Consider the following 16,431-nt stretch of genomic DNA (forward strand, 5'->3'; position numbering starts at 1 on the left):
GGCGGGCACGGTCCTGCCGGCGGGCCGCCGCTCGGCGGGTGAGACTCAGTCCGACGAACGGTGGGACTGAGTTCCACTAGGCTGGAAGCCTCACCCCCGCACGTCAGGAGCACCGCCATGACTGGATTCGATCCCCTCCCCGGTCAGCAGGTCGACGGCTACGACCTCACCGGACGCCGCGGCACCGACTACTACGCGGTGTTCGCCGACATCCCGGATGCCGACCGCGCGGTGTGGGAACGGGCGCAGGGCTACGTCGACGAGATCGGCGATCGCATGCAGGGCGCGTGGGATGCCGCCGAGTACCCGCTCGACCTCGCTCGGCGGCTGGGCGAGCTCGACCTGCTCAACGACGGCATCGACCACCCCGGCCTCACCCCCTTCTCGCCCCTCGCGGCGGGTCTTGTGAACATGGAGGTCTCGCGCGGCGACGGCTCGCTCGGCACGGTGATCGCGGTGCAGGGCGGTCTGGCGCTGCGCACCCTCGCGCTGTTCGGCAGCCCGGCGCAGCAGGAGAAGTGGCTGGTGCCGGTCGCGCGCGCCGAGGTGCTCGCGGCGTTCGCGCTCACCGAGCCCGACCATGGCTCGGATTCCGTCTCGCTCGAGACGATCGCCCTCCGCGACGGCTCCGACTGGGTGCTGCGGGGCGCCAAGAAGTGGATCGGCAACGGCGCGTCCGGCGGCATCACGTTCGTCTGGGCGCGCATCGACGACGACGGCGCGCCCGATCACGGCGCCGTGCGCTGCTTCCTCGTCGAGCAGGATCGCCCCGGCTACACCGGCACCGTCATCACCGGCAAGGCGTCGCTGCGCGGCATCCACCAGGCGCACATCGTCCTCGACGACGTGCGGGTGCCGCTCGACGCCGTGCTGCCGGGCACGAAGAGCTTCAAGGATGCCTCGACCGTGCTGTATTCGACGCGCTCCGGCGTCGCCTGGTCGGCCCTCGGGCACGCGACCGCCTGCTACGAGGCCGCGCTCACCTACGCGCAGCAGCGCATCCAGTTCGGCAAGCCGCTCGCGAAGTTCCAGATGGTGCAGGAGCGCCTGGCGCAGATGCTCGAGGAGCTGACTGCGATGCAGCTGTACTGCCGGCACCTCGCCGACCTCGAGCTGTCCGGCGGCCTCCGGCCCACCCAGGCGTCGCTCGCGAAATACCACAACACGCGCGCCGCGCGCCGGATCGCGGCATCCGCTCGCGATCTGCTCGGCGGCAACGGCATCCTGCTCGAGAACGGCGTGATGCAGCACATGGCAGACATCGAGGCGATCCACACCTACGAGGGCACCGAGTCGATCCAGGCACTGCTGATCGGCCGGGACATCACCGGAATGAGCGCCTTCGCCTGAGCGGGAGCGGATGCCTCGGCACGAGGCATCCGTCAATCAGAGGGTGACGAGCACCTGGGCGAGCAGGATCTTCACGATCATGGCGACCGGGTAGACCAGGCTGTAACCGAGGGCGACGCGGACGTCGTAGCCGGTGCGGGCGTTGGCGAACCCGAAGATCGCGGGATTGGTCGAGGCGCCGGAGATGACCCCGGACAGCCGGGTGCCGCCCACGTGGAACACGTGACGGACGATGAGGTACGTGCCGAACATCGCGATCGAGGTGACCACGACGCCGATCCCCAGCAGCACGAACACCTGTCCGGACACGATCGCATCGACGATCACCGAGCCGGCATTGCTCCCTGCGTAGGCGAGGAAGATCAGCAGTCCGAGTTCGGCGAGCACCGTCGCCGCGGTCTGCGGCATCGACGTCACGAACGGGCCGATCCGCCGGAGGCGGCCCATGATCAGCCCGATGATCAGCGCGCCGGCGGCGAAGCCCAGGCTGAAATGCGAGCCGCCCGGGAGCGGGATCTGGATCGATCCGAGCAGCAGACCGATGGTGATCCCGATACCCAGCGCCACCGGGTTGAGGTCGGCCGTGCCGCGTTCGGAGTCACCGAGGAACGACGTGACCTCGGGCATCGTGTCGGTGGGGCCGACCACCCGCATGCGGTCCCCGAGGTTGAGCACGAAGCTCGGGCTGCCCACGAATTCGACGTCGCCTCGGCGCACCCGCACGATGTTCGCGCCGAACCGCCGCTGCAGTCCGAGACTCTGGATCGTCCGCCCGGACAGCTTCGGATCCGAGAGGATGATGCGCCGGAAGTCGAGACTGCTGCGGTCGCGGGTGATGTCGATCGTCGAGGTGTGGCCGAGTTCTGCGGCAACCGCGTCGACCTCGTCCTGCGGCCCGACGACGTTCACCACGTCGCCCTGCTCGAGTTGGGTGTCGGGGCCGATCGCCTCGGACTCTCCGCCCTCACCGTGGGTCACGCGCGAGAACGTGATCCGGTGTCCGTGCGCCTCCGCGATGTCGGTGGCCTTCGGGATCGAGGTCGTGTCGATCCGGATGGGCTTGTCGACGATCGGGGACGGGGCATCCGTATCGTCCTTGCGGTGCCGCAGCGCGAGTGCCGTCGCGGCCATCGCTCCGAGCACCCCGAAGACGTACGCGCTGGCGTAGCCGACGGTCGCTTCTGGGCTGCCGCCGGTGGCCGCCAGCGCGGGCGTGTTGGTGATGGCCCCTGCGAAGGTGCCCGCGATCGTGAGCGGATCGAGGTCGGCCGCGCGACCCAGGACGAGGGTCGCGGTCGCCGCCACGGCCATGATCACCGCGACGACGATCATGAGCGGGTACGCCGTCTTCAGTGCGTTGAAGAAGCCGGGACCGGCGATGATGCCCGTGCAGAACGCGAACACCACCAGCCCGACATCGCCGACGACCGCCGGGACCCCGATCTGCTCCCCGACCGCCACGCTCCAGGCGGTGAGTCCGATCGCGGTGAACAGCACGGCGATCGCGCCCAGCGACACCACGCCGATGCGGATCCGGCCGAAGGCCGCGCCCACCCCGATGAAGAGGAACAGTACGATCACCGGTCGCTCGGCGAGGAACCCGAAGACGACGTCCATTGCACCTCCACCGGGGCGCATGTGCGCCCGGTCCGAGTCTGCCGTGCCCGCCCGCCCGCCGCACCCCCTCATCGCCAACCCGCCGTACCCAGCTGCGGGGATGAAGACCGACACGCCGAGGATCGGATGCCGCCACCCGGCGGGTCGCGGCATCCGCCCGCACATAGGTACGGGCGGGATCCGGCCGGGCAGGGGTGGGCGAGACCGGACGTCCACGGCAGGATGGACCCATGCCGTACGAGATCCCCGCGCCGATGCTCGCGAAGTCCGTTCCGAAGGTGCCCGAGCAGGACGCCGTCGCCGGCGGGTTCAGCTACGAGCCGAAGTGGGACGGATTCCGCGGCCTCGTGTCGTGGGACGGCGAGAACGTCGAGATCGGCAGCCGCGGCGCGAAGCCCCTCACCCGCTACTTCCCGGAACTGGTCGAGGCGTTCGCGCGGCTTCTCCCCGAGCCGTGCCTGCTCGACGGCGAGGTCGTCGTGCCGAAGGGCGACAGCGGAGACCAGCGGCTCGACTGGCAGTCGCTGACGCAGCGCATCCACCCCGCGGCATCCCGCGTCAACATGCTCGCCGAGACCACCCCGGCGATGTTCATCGCGTTCGACCTGCTCGCGCGCGGGGATCGAGACCTGCGCGACGAGCCGTTCGAGGTGCGCCGGGCCGAACTCGTCGACCTGCTGCGGGGGGTGCCGCACCCGGTGCACGTCACCCGTACGACCGCCGACGCCGAACTCGCGAAGCGCTGGCTCGCCGAGTTCGAGGGCGCCGGCCTCGACGGCGTGATCGCCAAGCCGCTCGCCCAGCCGTACGCCCCCAACAAGCGCACGATGTTCAAGATCAAGCACGCGCGGACGGCGGATGTCGTCGCCCTCGGTTACCGGATCCACAAGTCCGGGCAGGGGGTGGGGTCGCTTCTCGTGGGTCTCTATTCGGCGGACGGCGAGCTGTACCCGGTCGGCGGGGTCGCCGCGTGGAGCGACAAGCGCCGCCTCGAGCTCATCGATGAGCTCGCGCCGCTCGTCGAGCGCGACGAAGACGGGTCCGCGCTCACCGGCGCCGGCGAGAAGTCGCGGTTCTCCGCCGCCCGGGCCGACTCGTCGTTCGTGCGCCTGCGTCCGGAGCGGGTGCTCGAGGTGCGCTACGACCAGCTCGAGGGCTGGCGGTTCCGCCACACCGTCCAGTTCGAGCGGTGGCGCCCCGACCGCGACCCGGAGTCGTGCACCTACGACCAGCTCGAGTCGGTATCCGCCTACGACCTGGGCGACGTCCTGGACTGACCCGCGCTGCCCGCGCTGTCACGCAACCGCGCTGAAAAACCACATTCAGGCCGAGAAACCACATTCCCACTGAGACATCACGCGGCGCGCGGTGTCTCAGCCGGGATCTGGTTTCTCGTCGCGGACCTGCGCCGCCGACCGGTCCCTGAGCTTGTCGAAGGGTCCGGGCGACGCTGGACGCTTCGACAAGCTCAGCGACCGACGCCGGGCAGTCTCACTCCCAGTTCGCCTCGTTCTTCCGGCTCGGCTGCACCCGCGGGGGCTCCCCCGGCATCTTCGGGAAGTCCGGCGGGAAGTTCAGCTCGCCGAGCCCGTTCGAAAGGTCGCGCTCCCACCACTCCAGCAGCGTGCCGATCTTGCCGGGCTTCGCGAGCAGCGCGGCCCACGGGTCGCCGACCTCGGCGAGGCGCTCCGGCACCGACCGCACCGTGAAGGTACCCGGATCTACCCCGGCCTCGAGTTCGTCCCACGTCACCGGCGTCGACACGGTCGCGCCCGCCAGCGCCCGCGGGCTGTAGGCGCCTGCCATCGTGCGGTCGCGGTTGGCCTGGTTGAAGTCGATGAAGATGCGCTCACCGCGCTCCTCCTTCCACCAGTTCGTCGTCACCTTGTCGGGCATCCGCCGCTCGAGCTCCCGCCCGGCGGCGATCACGGCATGGCGCACGTCGAGGAACTCGTGGGTCGGTTCGATGGGGCAGAAGACATGGATGCCGCGGTTCCCGCTCGTCTTCACGAACGCGGTCAGTCCGGCCTCGGTGAGCACTTCGCGCAGCGCAGGGGCAACGGCCGCGGCATCCGCGAAATCCGTCCCCGGCTGCGGGTCGAGGTCGATGCGCAGCTCGACGGGGTTGTCGGTGTCGGCTGCGAGCGAGGCCCACGGGTGGAACACGATCGTGTTCATCTGCGCCGCCCACACCGCCGTGGCGATCTCAGTGAGGATGAGCTGCGGATGCCGCCGCCCGCTGTTGTAGGTGACCGTCTGCGCCTCGACGAACGGCGGCGCACCCTTGGGCGGGTTCTTGGAGTAGAAGCGCTCGCCGTCGACTCCCTCCGGGAAGCGCTCCAGCGAGACCGGCCGGTCGCCGTTGGCCGCGATGAACGGCTCGGCGACGGTGATGAGGTACTCCGCGAGTTCGTGCTTGGTGATGCCGAGCTCCGGCCAGAGCACGCGGTTCGGGCTGGAGAGCCCGACCTCGCGGTCGCCGTGCGGCCCTGGGACGGTCAGCGTGATGCGGTCGGACGCCATGCCTCGACCCTATTGGCGGGTCGAGGCATCCGTCACCCCCGCCTCCCCGGCGCATGCCGTGCACCACCTCAGGCTGGAATCTGGCGATAGGGCCGGAAACGGCCCTCTGGGGGCAGTGCCCCGATTCCAGCCTGAGTCAGTGCACGGGTGGGACCCGAATCAGCCCCGGGCGAGGAGTTCGTCGAGCTTCTCGTAGCCCTCGTTCATGCCGTACTCCATGCCTTGGGACATCATGCCCTCGAGCACCTCGACGGAGGGGAACACGCTGTGGTCGACGAGCCGCGAGCGGCCACCGGGCAGCTGCTCGAAGCGCATCGTGTCGACGGCCACCTCGTCGGGGGCGCCCTCGTACTCGAACGTCTGGATGATCAGCTCGTTCTCGCGCACGGTGTGGAAGACGCCGTTGAAGGCGTAGACGTTGCCCTCGGGATCCGTCTGCTCGTAGCGGTAACGGCCGCCGGTGCGGAAGTCCCACTCGGTGATGTTCGTCTGGAGGGCGCGGGGTCCGATCCACTCGCGGAACTGGTCGCGGTCGGCATGCGCGCGGAACACCGCCTCCACGGGAGCGTCGAACTCGCGCGAGATGTCGGCGTAGGACTGTCCGGGGGTGGCGTCGATGACGACGGGATTGCTCATGATTCCTTCTCCTTCGATGGATGAGCGCCGGCTCCGCCGACGCGAGGGGTGGATGCCGGCGGACTGCCGGCGGATGCCCGGGTGGAAGCGGCAAGCAGCGCGTCCAACCGGCGGTACTGCCCTTCGGCTTCGAGCCGATAGCGGTCGATCCAGGCGGTGAGATGCTCGAGCGCCGCGGCGTCCAGGTGGACGGGCCGGCGCTGCGCGTCGCGGCTGCGGGTGACGAGCCCCGCCAGCTCCAGCACTTGGATGTGCCGCGACACCGCCTGCTTCGTGATCGCGAACGGCTCTGCGAGCTCGTTCACGGTCGCCGGCCCCCGGCTGAGCCGGGCGACGATCGCTCGGCGGACGGGATCGGCGAGAGCCAGGAACGCACGGTCGAGACGCCCGTCTTCGAGGACGGATGCCGCGGGCCCGTGGTTCATGATCAACTCATTCCTTTATCAACCTCTGTGTTGATTACCAAGGTACGCCGACAGACCGAACCGCGCAACCCTCGAGGGGAGATCAACCAGGCAGGGCGCTGAGGAGGTCCTCGCGGGAGAGGCGGATCCACGGCCCGCCCGGGTCGACGATCGCGCCGGCCAGCTGGTCGTCCACAGCGAGCGCCTTGCCGAGCTGCTCGCCGGTCATCGGCGCCGGCTGGTCGCCGCGGCCGAGCGCGATCACCTCGAGCGGGTGCGAATACAGCTCGATGAAGCGCTCCCCCTCCGGGTTGCGGGCCTCGGCGATCCCGAGCTTGCCGGTGTCGCCGACGCGGTTGACCGCGATCCAGAACCTGGTGTTCGCCAAGGCGAAGGCGACGGACGACGCGGTGGCGGCGGTGCGCTCCGCGACGAGCAGGCTCTTGATCGTGAGCTCGGGATCGGCGCCGTCGACCATCTTCTCGATGAGGTCCCGGGAGAGGATCGCGCGAGCCGGCGCCGACGACGGGTCGAGCAGCAGGCCGTCGTGCGGTCCCGCGAGCACGGCCCGCAGCACCGAGAGCACGGGCTGGCCCATCGCCGAGGTGTCGGCGTCGCCGTCTTCGCGCACGCTCGCCTGCATGGCGCCGCCGCTCGAGTAGGCGATGACGTAGCGCTTCTCCCCCACCGTGGCGAGCGCGAACGGCACCGGACGCCCCTGCGACAGGAGCGACCGCGCGTCGCCCTTGACTCGCAGGAAGAGGTGCCCCTGCATCAGCTGTCGCCCGACATCGATGAGGTCGGCGGTCGTGGGGGCACCCGTGATCCGCGCCAGCGCGGCGACGACCACGACATTGTCGCGCAGGCCCGAGACCGACTGCTTGGGCACGGGCGCCGTCTCCGGCGCGGGCGGACGGGGCGGCGGCGTGGCATTCAGGCCCCGGAAAGCGGAGACCGAGATGGGGACGGATGCCTCGGCCGCGGCATCCGGAACCGGCGAGGTGGATGCCGCCTCAGTGGCTTCGGCCGTCGGCGTTCCGGCCGACTCGGCAGCGGGCTCGGCGCCCTGCTCGGCGGCGGGCTCGGCGGCGGGCTCGGCCGTCTGCTCGTCGGCTTTCGCGGCGGCCTGCCCGGCCTCGGCCTGAGCCGACTCGGCACTCTCGTCGGGCTCGGCCGGCGTCGCCGCCGCGCTCGGGTCGGCGGGCTGGGGCGTGCGCTTGCCGCGCGAGAAGAAGGCCATCATCCGAGCCTAATCGCGGTGCGGGCGAGGCACCTGAGAGATCCGGCTCCCGGGTTTCGATACGGGCGCCTGCGGCGGCCTACTCAACCTTGAGTTGAGACGCGTCAACGCGGGCTTCGCTCGCATTGACCCGTCTCAACTCAATTTCTCGATGGGTGCGATCTTGATGAGGAGCTTCTTGGCGCCGGCCTTCTCGAAGCGCACGTGGGCAACGCGCTTCGCGCCTTCGCCGGTCACGGCATCCACTCGTCCCTCGCCGAAGTCGTCGTGACGGATGCGGTCACCCGGCGCGAGCACCATGTCGCCGTTGTCGCGCACCTTGGCGGGAACGCGGTTCGCGAACCGCTCGATCGACGTGGACTTGGGCAGGAGGTCCTCGCCGTAGCGCCCGCTGCCCGACCCACCGCCCCAGCCGCCGCCTGGGCGGCGCGCGTTGAGCGCCCGCGACTGCGTGCCGCCGCGGGAGTTGACGTCGCCGGGCGACTGCCGCCAGTCGACGAGCTCGGGGGGGATCTCCTGCAGGAACCGGCTGGGCATCGCGACCGACACCTCGCCGAACTGCGCCCTGGTCATCGCGAGGGTGAGGTACAGCCGCTTCCGCGCGCGGGTCACACCGACGTAGAACAGCCGGCGCTCCTCCTGTGGGCCACCCGGCTCCCCCGCCGAGATGCGGTGCGGGATGAGGTCCTCCTCGACGCCGGTGATGAACACGGCGTCGTATTCGAGGCCCTTGGCCGTATGCATGGTCATCAGCGAGACCGAGCCCGACGCGTCTTCGAGGTCATCGGCATCCGACACCAGCGCGACCTCCGTGAGGAAGTCGATGATCGTGCCCTCGGGGTTGTTGCGCGCGAACTCGCGGGCGACCGCGACCATCTCGTCGAGGTTCTCGAGGCGAGCCTCGTCCTGCGGATCGCGGCTCGCACGGAGCGCGTCGTTGTAGCCGCTCTTGCCGAGGAGCAGCTGCAGGCCCTGGGCGACGGCGGTCGGCGGGGCGAGCTCGCCCGTGGCGGGAAGCATGAGGTCGGTGGCCTCGGCCAGCACGGCGTCGAGGTGTGCGATGGCGGCCTGGATCTTGGGTCCGACCCCGAGCGCCGACGAGTTCGCGAGCGCGTCGCGGAAGGTGATCTGCTGGTCGGCGGCGTAGCGCGCGATCGCGGTCTCGGTGACGTCGCCGATGCCGCGCCGCGGCTTGTTCAGGATGCGGCGCACGGCCATCTCGTCGGCGGGGTTGGCCACCGCGACGAGGTAGGCGAGGGCGTCCTTGATCTCGGCGCGCTCGTAGAACTTCGTGCCGCCCATGATCTTGTACGGCACGGCCGAGCGGATGAAGATCTCCTCCAGCGCTCGCGACTGCGAGTTGGTCCGGTAGAAGACCGCCATCTGCGAGTAGTCGACGCCGGCACGGCGCAGCGCCTCGGTCTCGTCCGCGACGAACTGGGCCTCATCGTGCTGCGAGTAGCCGGTGAACCCGACGATCCGCTCGCCCGCGCCGACGTCGGTCCACAGCTTCTTGTCTTTGCGGTCGAAGTTGTGGCTGATCACGGCGTTCGCGGCGCTCAGGATGTTCTGCGACGAGCGGTAGTTCTGCTCCAGCAGCACCACCTTCGCGCCCGGGTAGTCGCGCTCGAACTCCGTGATGTTGCGGATGTCCGCGCCCCGGAACGCGTAGATCGACTGGTCGGAATCACCGACGACGGTGAGGGATGCCCCGGCACGGTCGGGATCATCACCGGTCGCTGAGCCTGTCGAAGCGTCGAAGATCATCATGCCGCTCGAGTGAGCGATGGGCTCGGCATCCGTCCCGATGGGACGCGTCAGCTCGCGGATCAGTGCGTACTGCGCGTGGTTGGTGTCCTGGTACTCGTCGACCAGGATGTGCCGGAAGCGGCGCCGATAGGTGTCGGCCACGTGCGGGAACGCGCGGAAGAGGTACACCGTCTGGGCGATGAGGTCGTCGAAGTCGAAGGCGTTCGCCCGCTGAAGCGCACGCTGGTAGTCGCCGAAGATGCCGACGAAGATGCGCTCGGCAGGGTCGTTCATGTTGGCGTCCCGCGCGTAGGACTCGGCATCCGCAAGCTCGTTCTTGAGCTTGGAGATGCGACTCTGCACGCCGCCGGGGGTCAGGCCGAAGGCATCCGCCTCATGCTCCTTGACGAGCCGCTTGATGAGCGCGCGCGAGTCGCCGGAGTCGTAGATCGTGAACGACTTGGTGAACCCGAACTGGTCGGCCTCGCGACGGAGGATCCGCACGCACGCGGAGTGGAACGTCGAGATCCACATGCCCTGCGCGCGGTCGCCCACGAGCTGCGCGACGCGCTCGCGCATCTCGCCGGCGGCTTTGTTGGTGAAGGTGATCGCGAGGATCTGGCTCGGCCAGGCCTCTTTGTTGCGCAGCAGGCTCGCGACGCGGCGGGTGAGCACGCTCGTCTTGCCCGAGCCGGCGCCCGCGACGATGAGCAGGGCAGGCCCGCGGTGGGTGACGGCTTCCCGCTGCGGAGGGTTGAGGCCGGCGAGGAGGTCTTCGTCGGCGCGGCCGTGCGAACCGCTCTGCGGTCCTCGATCCCCGCCGACGACAAGAGGCGTGGATGCGTCGGTCATGGCCTTCCGAGTCTAAGCCGGGCCACCCCCACGGGCCGTCGGCGCAGTCTCGCCCGATTCCCAGCCGTGCTCCATCACAATGATCGGATGCGCACCCTTCTCAACATCATCTGGTTCGTGCTGTCGGGCTTCTGGATGTTCCTGGGATACGTGGCCGCCGGCATTCTGCTGTGCATCCTCATCCTCACGATCCCGTGGGGCATCGCGTCGTTCCGGATCGGCGCCTACGCGCTCTGGCCGTTCGGTCGCACCATCGTCGCGAAGCCGTCGGCGGGCGTCGGCTCGTTCCTCGGCAACGTCGTCTGGGTCGTCCTGGCCGGCTGGTGGCTCGCGATTGGCCACATCCTCACCGGTGTGGCGATGTGCATCACGATCATCGGCATCCCGCTCGGCATCGCGAGCTTCAAGCTCGTGCCGGTGTCGCTCATGCCGCTCGGCAAGGAGATCGTCCGCACCGACGAGGTCGCAGGCGCCGGCATCATCTGATCAGACGGATGCCGGGGCCCCCGGCATCCGGATCGTCAGAACTCCTCGGCGACGTAACGGAACGGGTAGCCCGGGTCGACATAGTCGCCCTGCTCCTGCCGCGGCGGCAAAGTGACGGGCTCCCGGGGGATCGTGCCGTAGGGCACCTGCGAGAGCAGGTGGGTGATGATGTTCAGCCGCGCGCGCTCTTTGTCGTTCGAGACGGCCACGTGCCACGGCGCGTGCGGGGTGTCGGTCGCCTGGAACATCGCGTCCCGGGCGCGGGAGTAGTCGTACCAGCGGCTGTAGGACTTGAGGTCCATGCCGGTGAGCTTCCACGTCTTGCGGCCGTCGGTGATGCGGCCCTCGAGCCGACGCGTCTGCTCCTCCGGGCTCACTTCGAGCCAGTACTTGATGAGGATGATCCCCGAGTCGACCATCGCCTTCTCGACCCCTGGCACCTGCTCGAGGAACTTGGTCACGGTGGCCTCGTCGGAGAACCCCATCACCCGCTCGACCCCGGCGCGGTTGTACCAGGACCGGTCGAAGATCACGACCTCGCCCGCGGCGGGCAGGTGCGGGATGTACCGCTGGATGTACATCTGGCTCTTCTCCCGGTCGTTCGGCGCGGGCAGTGCCACGACGCGGAACACCCGAGGACTGACGCGCTCGGTGATCGCCTTGATCGTGCCGCCCTTGCCCGCTCCGTCGCGACCCTCGAACACGATGCAGACCTTCAGGCCCTCCTGCTTCACCCACTCCTGGAGCTTCACCAGCTCGATGTGGAGCTTCTTGAGCTCCTTCAGGTACTGCTTCTCCGACAGGCCGTGGCCGTCGCCCTTGGATTTCTTCGACATCTTCGTCTCCTCGAGGTGAGTCGCGCCCGCGCGCTTGGCGCCACACTAGCGCGCTCGTCAGGAGGGGACGGATGCCTCGACTCGGGCGCGGCGGCCCCAGGGCAGTGCGAGCAGCACACCGACGACGACCAGGACGGCTCCGAAGGCAGCGGCCCACCACGCGGTGTCGCCGGGGATCTCGAGGTAGGTCGTGAGTCCGAGGATGCGGGCGAGCCCCCAGGGCAGCAGGCCCACCTGGTCGTTCCAGAGCGACAGCACCGGCTCGAGCCCGATGATCGCGACCACGGTCGCGGGAATCGCGAGCCCTGCGCCGACCGCCGTGAGCACGGCGCCGGTCGCGCGTCGAGCCCCGAGGTGAGTCGACAGCGCCCAGCCGGCGGCGACGAACAGCCAGAGGAACAGAGCGAAGGCGAGCGTGATGTAGACGGTGCGGCGGGTCGGATCGGTCCAGAATCCGTACCAGTACCCGCCCGGACCCGAGAAGGAGAGCGCGAACAGGGTGAGGCTGCAGCGCAGCACAATGACGCCGCCGACCGCGGAGATGACGGGCCATGGCGAGCGATGGCGGCGCATCAGCCGGTCCAGCACGAGCAGGAAGACGACCCACGCCCCGAGCACGATGACCAGGTGCGTCCACGACAGGAACGAGGTCTGCACGGCGCGGGTGCCGACGAGCAGTGCACCAGGCACGATGAGCAGCAGCCAGTGGTCGAGCGTGAGCATGCCGAGCGTCGACTCGCGCGCCCGCCACGGCCGGGTTGCTCCCAGCCAGGTCGCGCGGGCAGCCGCGGCTCCCGGCCGGCCCACCAGGCGGGTGCGGGTGGAGATCATGCCGATCACGAGCCAGATGAGGGCGAGCACGAGCATCACCCGGGCGATCCACGACATGGCCAGATCGCGATCGGCGCGCTGGACGGCTTCCTGGGCTGCGGTCAGGTTCCACGCCGGGTAGTCCACATCGCCGGTGTACGCGGCGAGGTGCTCATCCGCCGCGGCCGTGAACTCGTCGCGCGCGTCGGACCAGGCCGCGTACGCGTCGGGCGACAGGGTCTGGTGCCAGCGGGCCTGCTCGAGGAACATCGCACGGTACGCCGACAGCATGTGCAGCACGTCGACCTCGTAGTCGAGGCTTCCCACGAAGGCCTCGCGCATCGCGGGATCACGCCAGGTCGAGGCATCCGTCCCCTCGACCGCATCCCGCATCTGCTCGGCCGTCGCGACCGCCCCTTCGCCGAGGGCGATGGTCTCGTCGACGCGTTCGCCGACGATCTTCGAGATGACGCCCAGCGAGGCGGAGTCGCCGGTGACGATGTCCCATTCGAAGATCCACATCATGGGCGGGGGTTCGAGGCCGATCGCGAAGCTGCGCACCTCGGCGAACGGCTGGAGGTACAGGCCCTGGGTGACGGCGTCGCGCGAGAGCGCCATGGCGTTCGCGATCGCGGTGACGGTCTCGGGGTCGTCCGAGAACCACTCGCGCGCCCAGTCGACGGTGACCTGGCCGATGTCGGCCTCGGGGTCGCGCGCGAGCGCCGCGGCGGTCTGCGTGTTCAGCTCGTACAGCTGCCAGAACCCGGACTTGAGGTAGAGCGACATCGGACCGGCCCGCCATGGGCCGCCGTCCTGCGTCCACGTCCAGATGCCCTCGATGTTCGGGTTCTCGGCGAGCAGCGTCTGCAGCGCCCATTGGTACTGCGGCCCGAGGTCGTTCGGGAACGATCCGAACGCCTCGAACTCGCGCCGGCTCTGCAGCTCGACGATGCGCCGCTGGTCGCCGGTGGCGAGCGTGTCGTTCAGCGGCAGCCAGCTGTAGAAGTCGCCGAGCGTGTACTTCGTCGACACGATCAGCGCGGGCGAATCGATGCCGTCGAGCACCGCGTGGTACGACGCGGGGTCGGTGTGCATGTCGCCGACGTCGCCGATCCCGACGCTCCAGGTGCGGAAGATCACTTCGCGACCTTCTGCCTCGGCCTGCGCCGAATACGTCTCGAGCATCGTCCGCACGGCGTCGACCGTGCGCACCGCGATCTCGGAGTAGTAGTCCCAGCCGGGCTCCTGATAGACGTTGCCGCCTTCGCCGATGCGGATCAGGATGCCGGAGAGCGCCGGCTCCGCCGCGTACAGCTCTTCCAGGCCCGCGGTGTAGACCTCCCAGAACTCCGGGTTCTCGGTGTCGAGACTGCCGAACCGCTGCTGGAAGTAGGAGTCGAGCTCGGGGGTGAGCGTCGGCATATCGGTGCGGAGGAAGATCTTGACGCCGAGCTCGGCAGCGCGGTCCCAGAACGGGCCGAACGCCTCGCGCAGCGCGAGCGCACGCGCGACATGAGGGTCGCCCTCGGTGTAGACCGGGCCGTCCGGCACATCGGCGAAGGTCGCGAACTCGACGAACCCCGGCCACGACACAGCGTTGTAGCCGTTCTCGACCGAGTGGGCGAGGAAGATCTCCCAGTCGTCGTACGCGTCGGCGAGTGCGGCCTGGTCGATGTAGGGCGGGTCGGCGAGATAGACGTCCTCGAACGCACGCGAGACGTGGGAGTAGTCGGTGCCGTCGACCCACTGCGCGGGGTTGGGGTCGACGCCGACCGCGCCGAGATCGACCATGCGGAAGGGCAGGGTGGCGGCGGGCTGCGCGCCGACGAGCGCCGTGATGTCGGTGCCGGAGCGCACGGCCGCGGCCAGGTCGTAGACGCCGCGGGCGGCGCCGGCGTCGCTCACCGCGTCGATCCGCAGCGCCGTCGCGTCTCCGCTCAACGTGTACGAGTCGTCGGCGGTGTCGCCATCGCCGGTGGAGACGGTGAGGGATGCCTCGCCCGAGGTCTGCGCGGCGGCGGCCGAGGCATCCGTCAACGACTGGAGCGCGAGCGTCACGCGGGGCGTGGCAGGCGCGTCCACTGTGGTGAAGCGAGGTGCGGCGACCGCGGCGGCGACGACCGGAACGACCGGGTCGGCGGGGGTCATCTGGGCCGAAGGCTCGGTGCGGATGCCGAGCGCATCGCCGACGACGACACCGACCCCGAGACCCAGCGCGAGAAGGACGATGGCGGTCACGGCAGCGAGGATTCCCCGTCGCCGCGCCGTTGTCATGAGAAGAGCCTAGGTGGCGCCGTCGGACGGGTCGTTCCGTCGGGCGCCGCTCCCGGCCCGACGCGGCCAATCGTTACCGTTTCGAAGTGCGCCCCGCGCCTCAGACCACGCGCCGGACGAGCGTCAGCCCATCCTCCGCTGAGCGGAGGGGATCGGACGAGCGGAGGTCGATCGCACGCACATCGACCCTCCCCCGCCCTGTGGCACTCCGCTCAGCGGAGGAGCCGGCGGTCCGGCCGCCCTGGACTTCTGATCAGACGGATGTCGGGATGCCGTCGGGCAGCCACGTGAAGCGGTCATGCACCGCGGCGGGCGCGCGCTCGACAGCGGTGCGGATGCCGTTCTCCCCGTCGAGGAAGTGCGACCAGCCGTCGTAGTGCGCCGGCACCACGATGCGCGGCTCGAGGTCGGCGATGAGGGTGACCGCGTCCGCCCCGGTCATCGTGTACCGCAGGGCTCCGGTGAGCGGAAAGCGGACGCCGCCGACGTTGACGATCGCGACGTCCACATCCAGGTCGCGAGCGACTTGGCGCACCGGACGCGAGAGCACGGTATCGCCGACGACCCAGAGCGCGACCTTGGACTCGCCGGGCCGCCGCAGCGCGAAGCCGATCGCCTCGCCGACGATCGGCCGGGTGAAGGGCGGGCCGTGCCGGCAGGGCGTCGCCGTGACGTCGATCGGCGGGCGGCCCTCGGCTTCGAGCCGGATCGTCGCGCCGGTGTTGAGCCCCTGGGTGTTCGGCAGCGCGAGCCGCTTGGCGCCGCTCGGCGTCGTGACGACGTGGCGTGCCGACGGCAGGAGTGCACGACCGGCATCGTCGAGGTTGTCGGCGTGGTGGTCATGGCTGAGCAGCACCAGATCGATCGGACCGAGATCTTCAACCGATACGAGCGGCCCGCGCGTCTTGACGCTCGAGGTTCCCAACGCGAAGGCATAGCGCCGTCCCGGCGGATCGAAGGTGGGATCAAGGAGGATCCGCCATCCGTCGAACTCCACCAGGATCGTCGGGCCGCCGATGCGGGTCAGTTCCATCACCGAACACCTTCCCCAAGGATCCGTAGGGCTATTGGCCCGCTTGATCACCGTAGCGGGCTGCCCTCCCTGCCAACGCGAAGCCACTCGATTTAGGCTGAGCGTGACCCCGAGGAGTGCGATGCCCCGACTTCTGGCCGCTGCCGGCGTCATCCTGCTGCTCTCACTCACCGCGTGCGCTGGAGGCTCCATGTCCGATCCGACGTCTTCGGCATCCGAACGTCCCCCTTTCCGCACGAGCTCACCCGGGCCGGTCTCGCCACCGGGAAGCCCGACGGCGGTACCGCCGGCGTACTGGGACGCGATCGTCGCCGATCTGGCCGAGCGCGGGGTCACCGGCACCCCCGAACTCGTCTCGGCCCAGGCGGTGACCTGGAACAACGGAGCGCTCGGCTGCCCGAAACCCGGCATGTCCTACACGCAGGCGATGGTCGATGGCATGCAGGTCATCGTCAGCGTCGATGACACGCAGTACGACTACCGCTTCGGCACGTCCGGCACACCGGTTCTCTGCGAGAAGTGATGACCTGATCGGATGCCGCGACCGCGCGGCCGCGGCATCCGATCATTCCCCACCGTGCGCGAAGGGGCGCCGCGCCAACCGGCGCGACGCCCCCTTCT

The 16,431-nt window shown here is 69.6% G+C and carries 13 protein-coding genes; 4 read left to right on the forward strand and 9 right to left on the reverse strand.

Features of this window, described 5'->3' with window-relative positions:
- The first annotated feature begins 117 nt into the window (after window positions 1-117).
- Window positions 118-1,350 carry an acyl-CoA dehydrogenase family protein gene (locus ACXJ3V_RS09685; protein ID WP_457100085.1) on the forward strand — a complete coding sequence of 411 codons (1,233 nt, stop codon included), beginning with the start codon at window positions 118-120 and terminating at the stop codon, window positions 1,348-1,350.
- Between the two features lie 36 nt (window positions 1,351-1,386).
- Here the strand turns inward: ACXJ3V_RS09685 and ACXJ3V_RS09690 are convergent, their stop codons facing one another.
- Window positions 1,387-3,120: an aspartate:alanine exchanger family transporter gene (locus ACXJ3V_RS09690; RefSeq protein WP_457100086.1), complete on the reverse strand. Its 1,734-nt coding sequence runs from the start codon at window positions 3,118-3,120 to the stop codon at window positions 1,387-1,389.
- 77 nt (window positions 3,121-3,197) lie between these two features.
- On the opposite strand from ACXJ3V_RS09690, the gene ACXJ3V_RS09695 reads away from it, so the two are divergent.
- Window positions 3,198-4,244, forward strand: a complete 1,047-nt coding sequence (locus tag ACXJ3V_RS09695) for an ATP-dependent DNA ligase (RefSeq protein WP_457100087.1) — start codon at window positions 3,198-3,200, stop codon at window positions 4,242-4,244.
- 214 nt (window positions 4,245-4,458) lie between these two features.
- On the opposite strand, the gene ligD is transcribed toward ACXJ3V_RS09695, so the two are convergent.
- The 5 genes from ligD to ACXJ3V_RS09720 form a co-directional block, all read right to left on the reverse strand.
- Window positions 4,459-5,490 carry a non-homologous end-joining DNA ligase gene (ligD, locus tag ACXJ3V_RS09700; protein ID WP_457100088.1) on the reverse strand — a complete coding sequence of 344 codons (1,032 nt, stop codon included), beginning with the start codon at window positions 5,488-5,490 and terminating at the stop codon, window positions 4,459-4,461.
- A gap of 159 nt (window positions 5,491-5,649) precedes the next feature.
- Complete coding sequence (locus ACXJ3V_RS09705; protein ID WP_457100089.1) at window positions 5,650-6,126, reverse strand: SRPBCC family protein; 477 nt, start codon at window positions 6,124-6,126, stop codon at window positions 5,650-5,652.
- The gene (locus ACXJ3V_RS09710; RefSeq protein WP_457100090.1) at window positions 6,123-6,551 is read right to left on the reverse strand and encodes an ArsR/SmtB family transcription factor; all 429 of its coding nucleotides are present in this window, start codon (window positions 6,549-6,551) and stop codon (window positions 6,123-6,125) included. The genes ACXJ3V_RS09705 and ACXJ3V_RS09710 overlap by 4 nt, the downstream gene beginning before the upstream one ends.
- An 82-nt stretch (window positions 6,552-6,633) precedes the next feature.
- Window positions 6,634-7,770: an SseB family protein gene (locus ACXJ3V_RS09715; protein ID WP_457100091.1), complete on the reverse strand. Its 1,137-nt coding sequence runs from the start codon at window positions 7,768-7,770 to the stop codon at window positions 6,634-6,636.
- Between the two features lie 135 nt (window positions 7,771-7,905).
- A complete protein-coding gene (locus ACXJ3V_RS09720) occupies window positions 7,906-10,371 on the reverse strand; it encodes an ATP-dependent helicase (RefSeq protein ID WP_457100092.1) in 2,466 nt (821 codons plus the stop codon).
- Window positions 10,372-10,458: 87 nt separating this feature from the next.
- Between ACXJ3V_RS09720 and ACXJ3V_RS09725 the strand changes: the two genes are divergently transcribed.
- Window positions 10,459-10,857, forward strand: coding sequence for a YccF domain-containing protein (locus ACXJ3V_RS09725; RefSeq protein WP_457100093.1), 399 nt, complete (start codon window positions 10,459-10,461; stop codon window positions 10,855-10,857).
- Between the two features lie 35 nt (window positions 10,858-10,892).
- Here the strand turns inward: ACXJ3V_RS09725 and ppk2 are convergent, their stop codons facing one another.
- From ppk2 to ACXJ3V_RS09740, 3 genes are all read right to left on the reverse strand, one after another.
- Window positions 10,893-11,693 (reverse strand): polyphosphate kinase 2, encoded by an 801-nt coding sequence (ppk2, locus tag ACXJ3V_RS09730; protein WP_457100094.1) that lies wholly within the window; start codon window positions 11,691-11,693, stop codon window positions 10,893-10,895.
- Between the two features lie 57 nt (window positions 11,694-11,750).
- On the reverse strand, window positions 11,751-14,777 hold the full coding sequence (locus tag ACXJ3V_RS09735) for a hypothetical protein (RefSeq protein ID WP_457100095.1): 3,027 nt from the start codon (window positions 14,775-14,777) through the stop codon (window positions 11,751-11,753).
- Between the two features lie 253 nt (window positions 14,778-15,030).
- The gene (locus tag ACXJ3V_RS09740) at window positions 15,031-15,810 is read right to left on the reverse strand and encodes an MBL fold metallo-hydrolase (RefSeq protein WP_457100096.1); all 780 of its coding nucleotides are present in this window, start codon (window positions 15,808-15,810) and stop codon (window positions 15,031-15,033) included.
- A 121-nt stretch (window positions 15,811-15,931) separates the two neighbouring features.
- Between ACXJ3V_RS09740 and ACXJ3V_RS09745 the strand changes: the two genes are divergently transcribed.
- A complete protein-coding gene (locus ACXJ3V_RS09745) occupies window positions 15,932-16,333 on the forward strand; it encodes a hypothetical protein (protein ID WP_457100097.1) in 402 nt (133 codons plus the stop codon).
- Window positions 16,334-16,431: the final 98 nt, after the last annotated feature.

The organism is Microbacterium sp. P5_E9, assembly GCF_054049175.1.

Excerpts from the sequence above, each read along its gene's own strand:
- ACXJ3V_RS09685 (WP_457100085.1), top strand. The coding sequence starts at position 118 with ATGACTGGATTCGATCCCCTCCCCGGTCAGCAGGTCGACGGCTACGAC.
- ACXJ3V_RS09690 (WP_457100086.1), bottom strand. The coding sequence starts at position 3,120 with ATGCCGCGACCCGCCGGGTGGCGGCATCCGATCCTCGGCGTGTCGGTC.
- ACXJ3V_RS09695 (WP_457100087.1), top strand. The coding sequence starts at position 3,198 with ATGCCGTACGAGATCCCCGCGCCGATGCTCGCGAAGTCCGTTCCGAAG.
- ligD (WP_457100088.1), bottom strand. The coding sequence starts at position 5,490 with ATGGCGTCCGACCGCATCACGCTGACCGTCCCAGGGCCGCACGGCGAC.
- ACXJ3V_RS09705 (WP_457100089.1), bottom strand. The coding sequence starts at position 6,126 with ATGAGCAATCCCGTCGTCATCGACGCCACCCCCGGACAGTCCTACGCC.
- ACXJ3V_RS09710 (WP_457100090.1), bottom strand. The coding sequence starts at position 6,551 with ATGAACCACGGGCCCGCGGCATCCGTCCTCGAAGACGGGCGTCTCGAC.
- ACXJ3V_RS09715 (WP_457100091.1), bottom strand. The coding sequence starts at position 7,770 with ATGGCCTTCTTCTCGCGCGGCAAGCGCACGCCCCAGCCCGCCGACCCG.
- ACXJ3V_RS09720 (WP_457100092.1), bottom strand. The coding sequence starts at position 10,371 with ATGACCGACGCATCCACGCCTCTTGTCGTCGGCGGGGATCGAGGACCG.
- ACXJ3V_RS09725 (WP_457100093.1), top strand. The coding sequence starts at position 10,459 with ATGCGCACCCTTCTCAACATCATCTGGTTCGTGCTGTCGGGCTTCTGG.
- ppk2 (WP_457100094.1), bottom strand. The coding sequence starts at position 11,693 with ATGTCGAAGAAATCCAAGGGCGACGGCCACGGCCTGTCGGAGAAGCAG.
- ACXJ3V_RS09735 (WP_457100095.1), bottom strand. The coding sequence starts at position 14,777 with ATGACAACGGCGCGGCGACGGGGAATCCTCGCTGCCGTGACCGCCATC.
- ACXJ3V_RS09740 (WP_457100096.1), bottom strand. The coding sequence starts at position 15,810 with ATGGAACTGACCCGCATCGGCGGCCCGACGATCCTGGTGGAGTTCGAC.
- ACXJ3V_RS09745 (WP_457100097.1), top strand. The coding sequence starts at position 15,932 with ATGCCCCGACTTCTGGCCGCTGCCGGCGTCATCCTGCTGCTCTCACTC.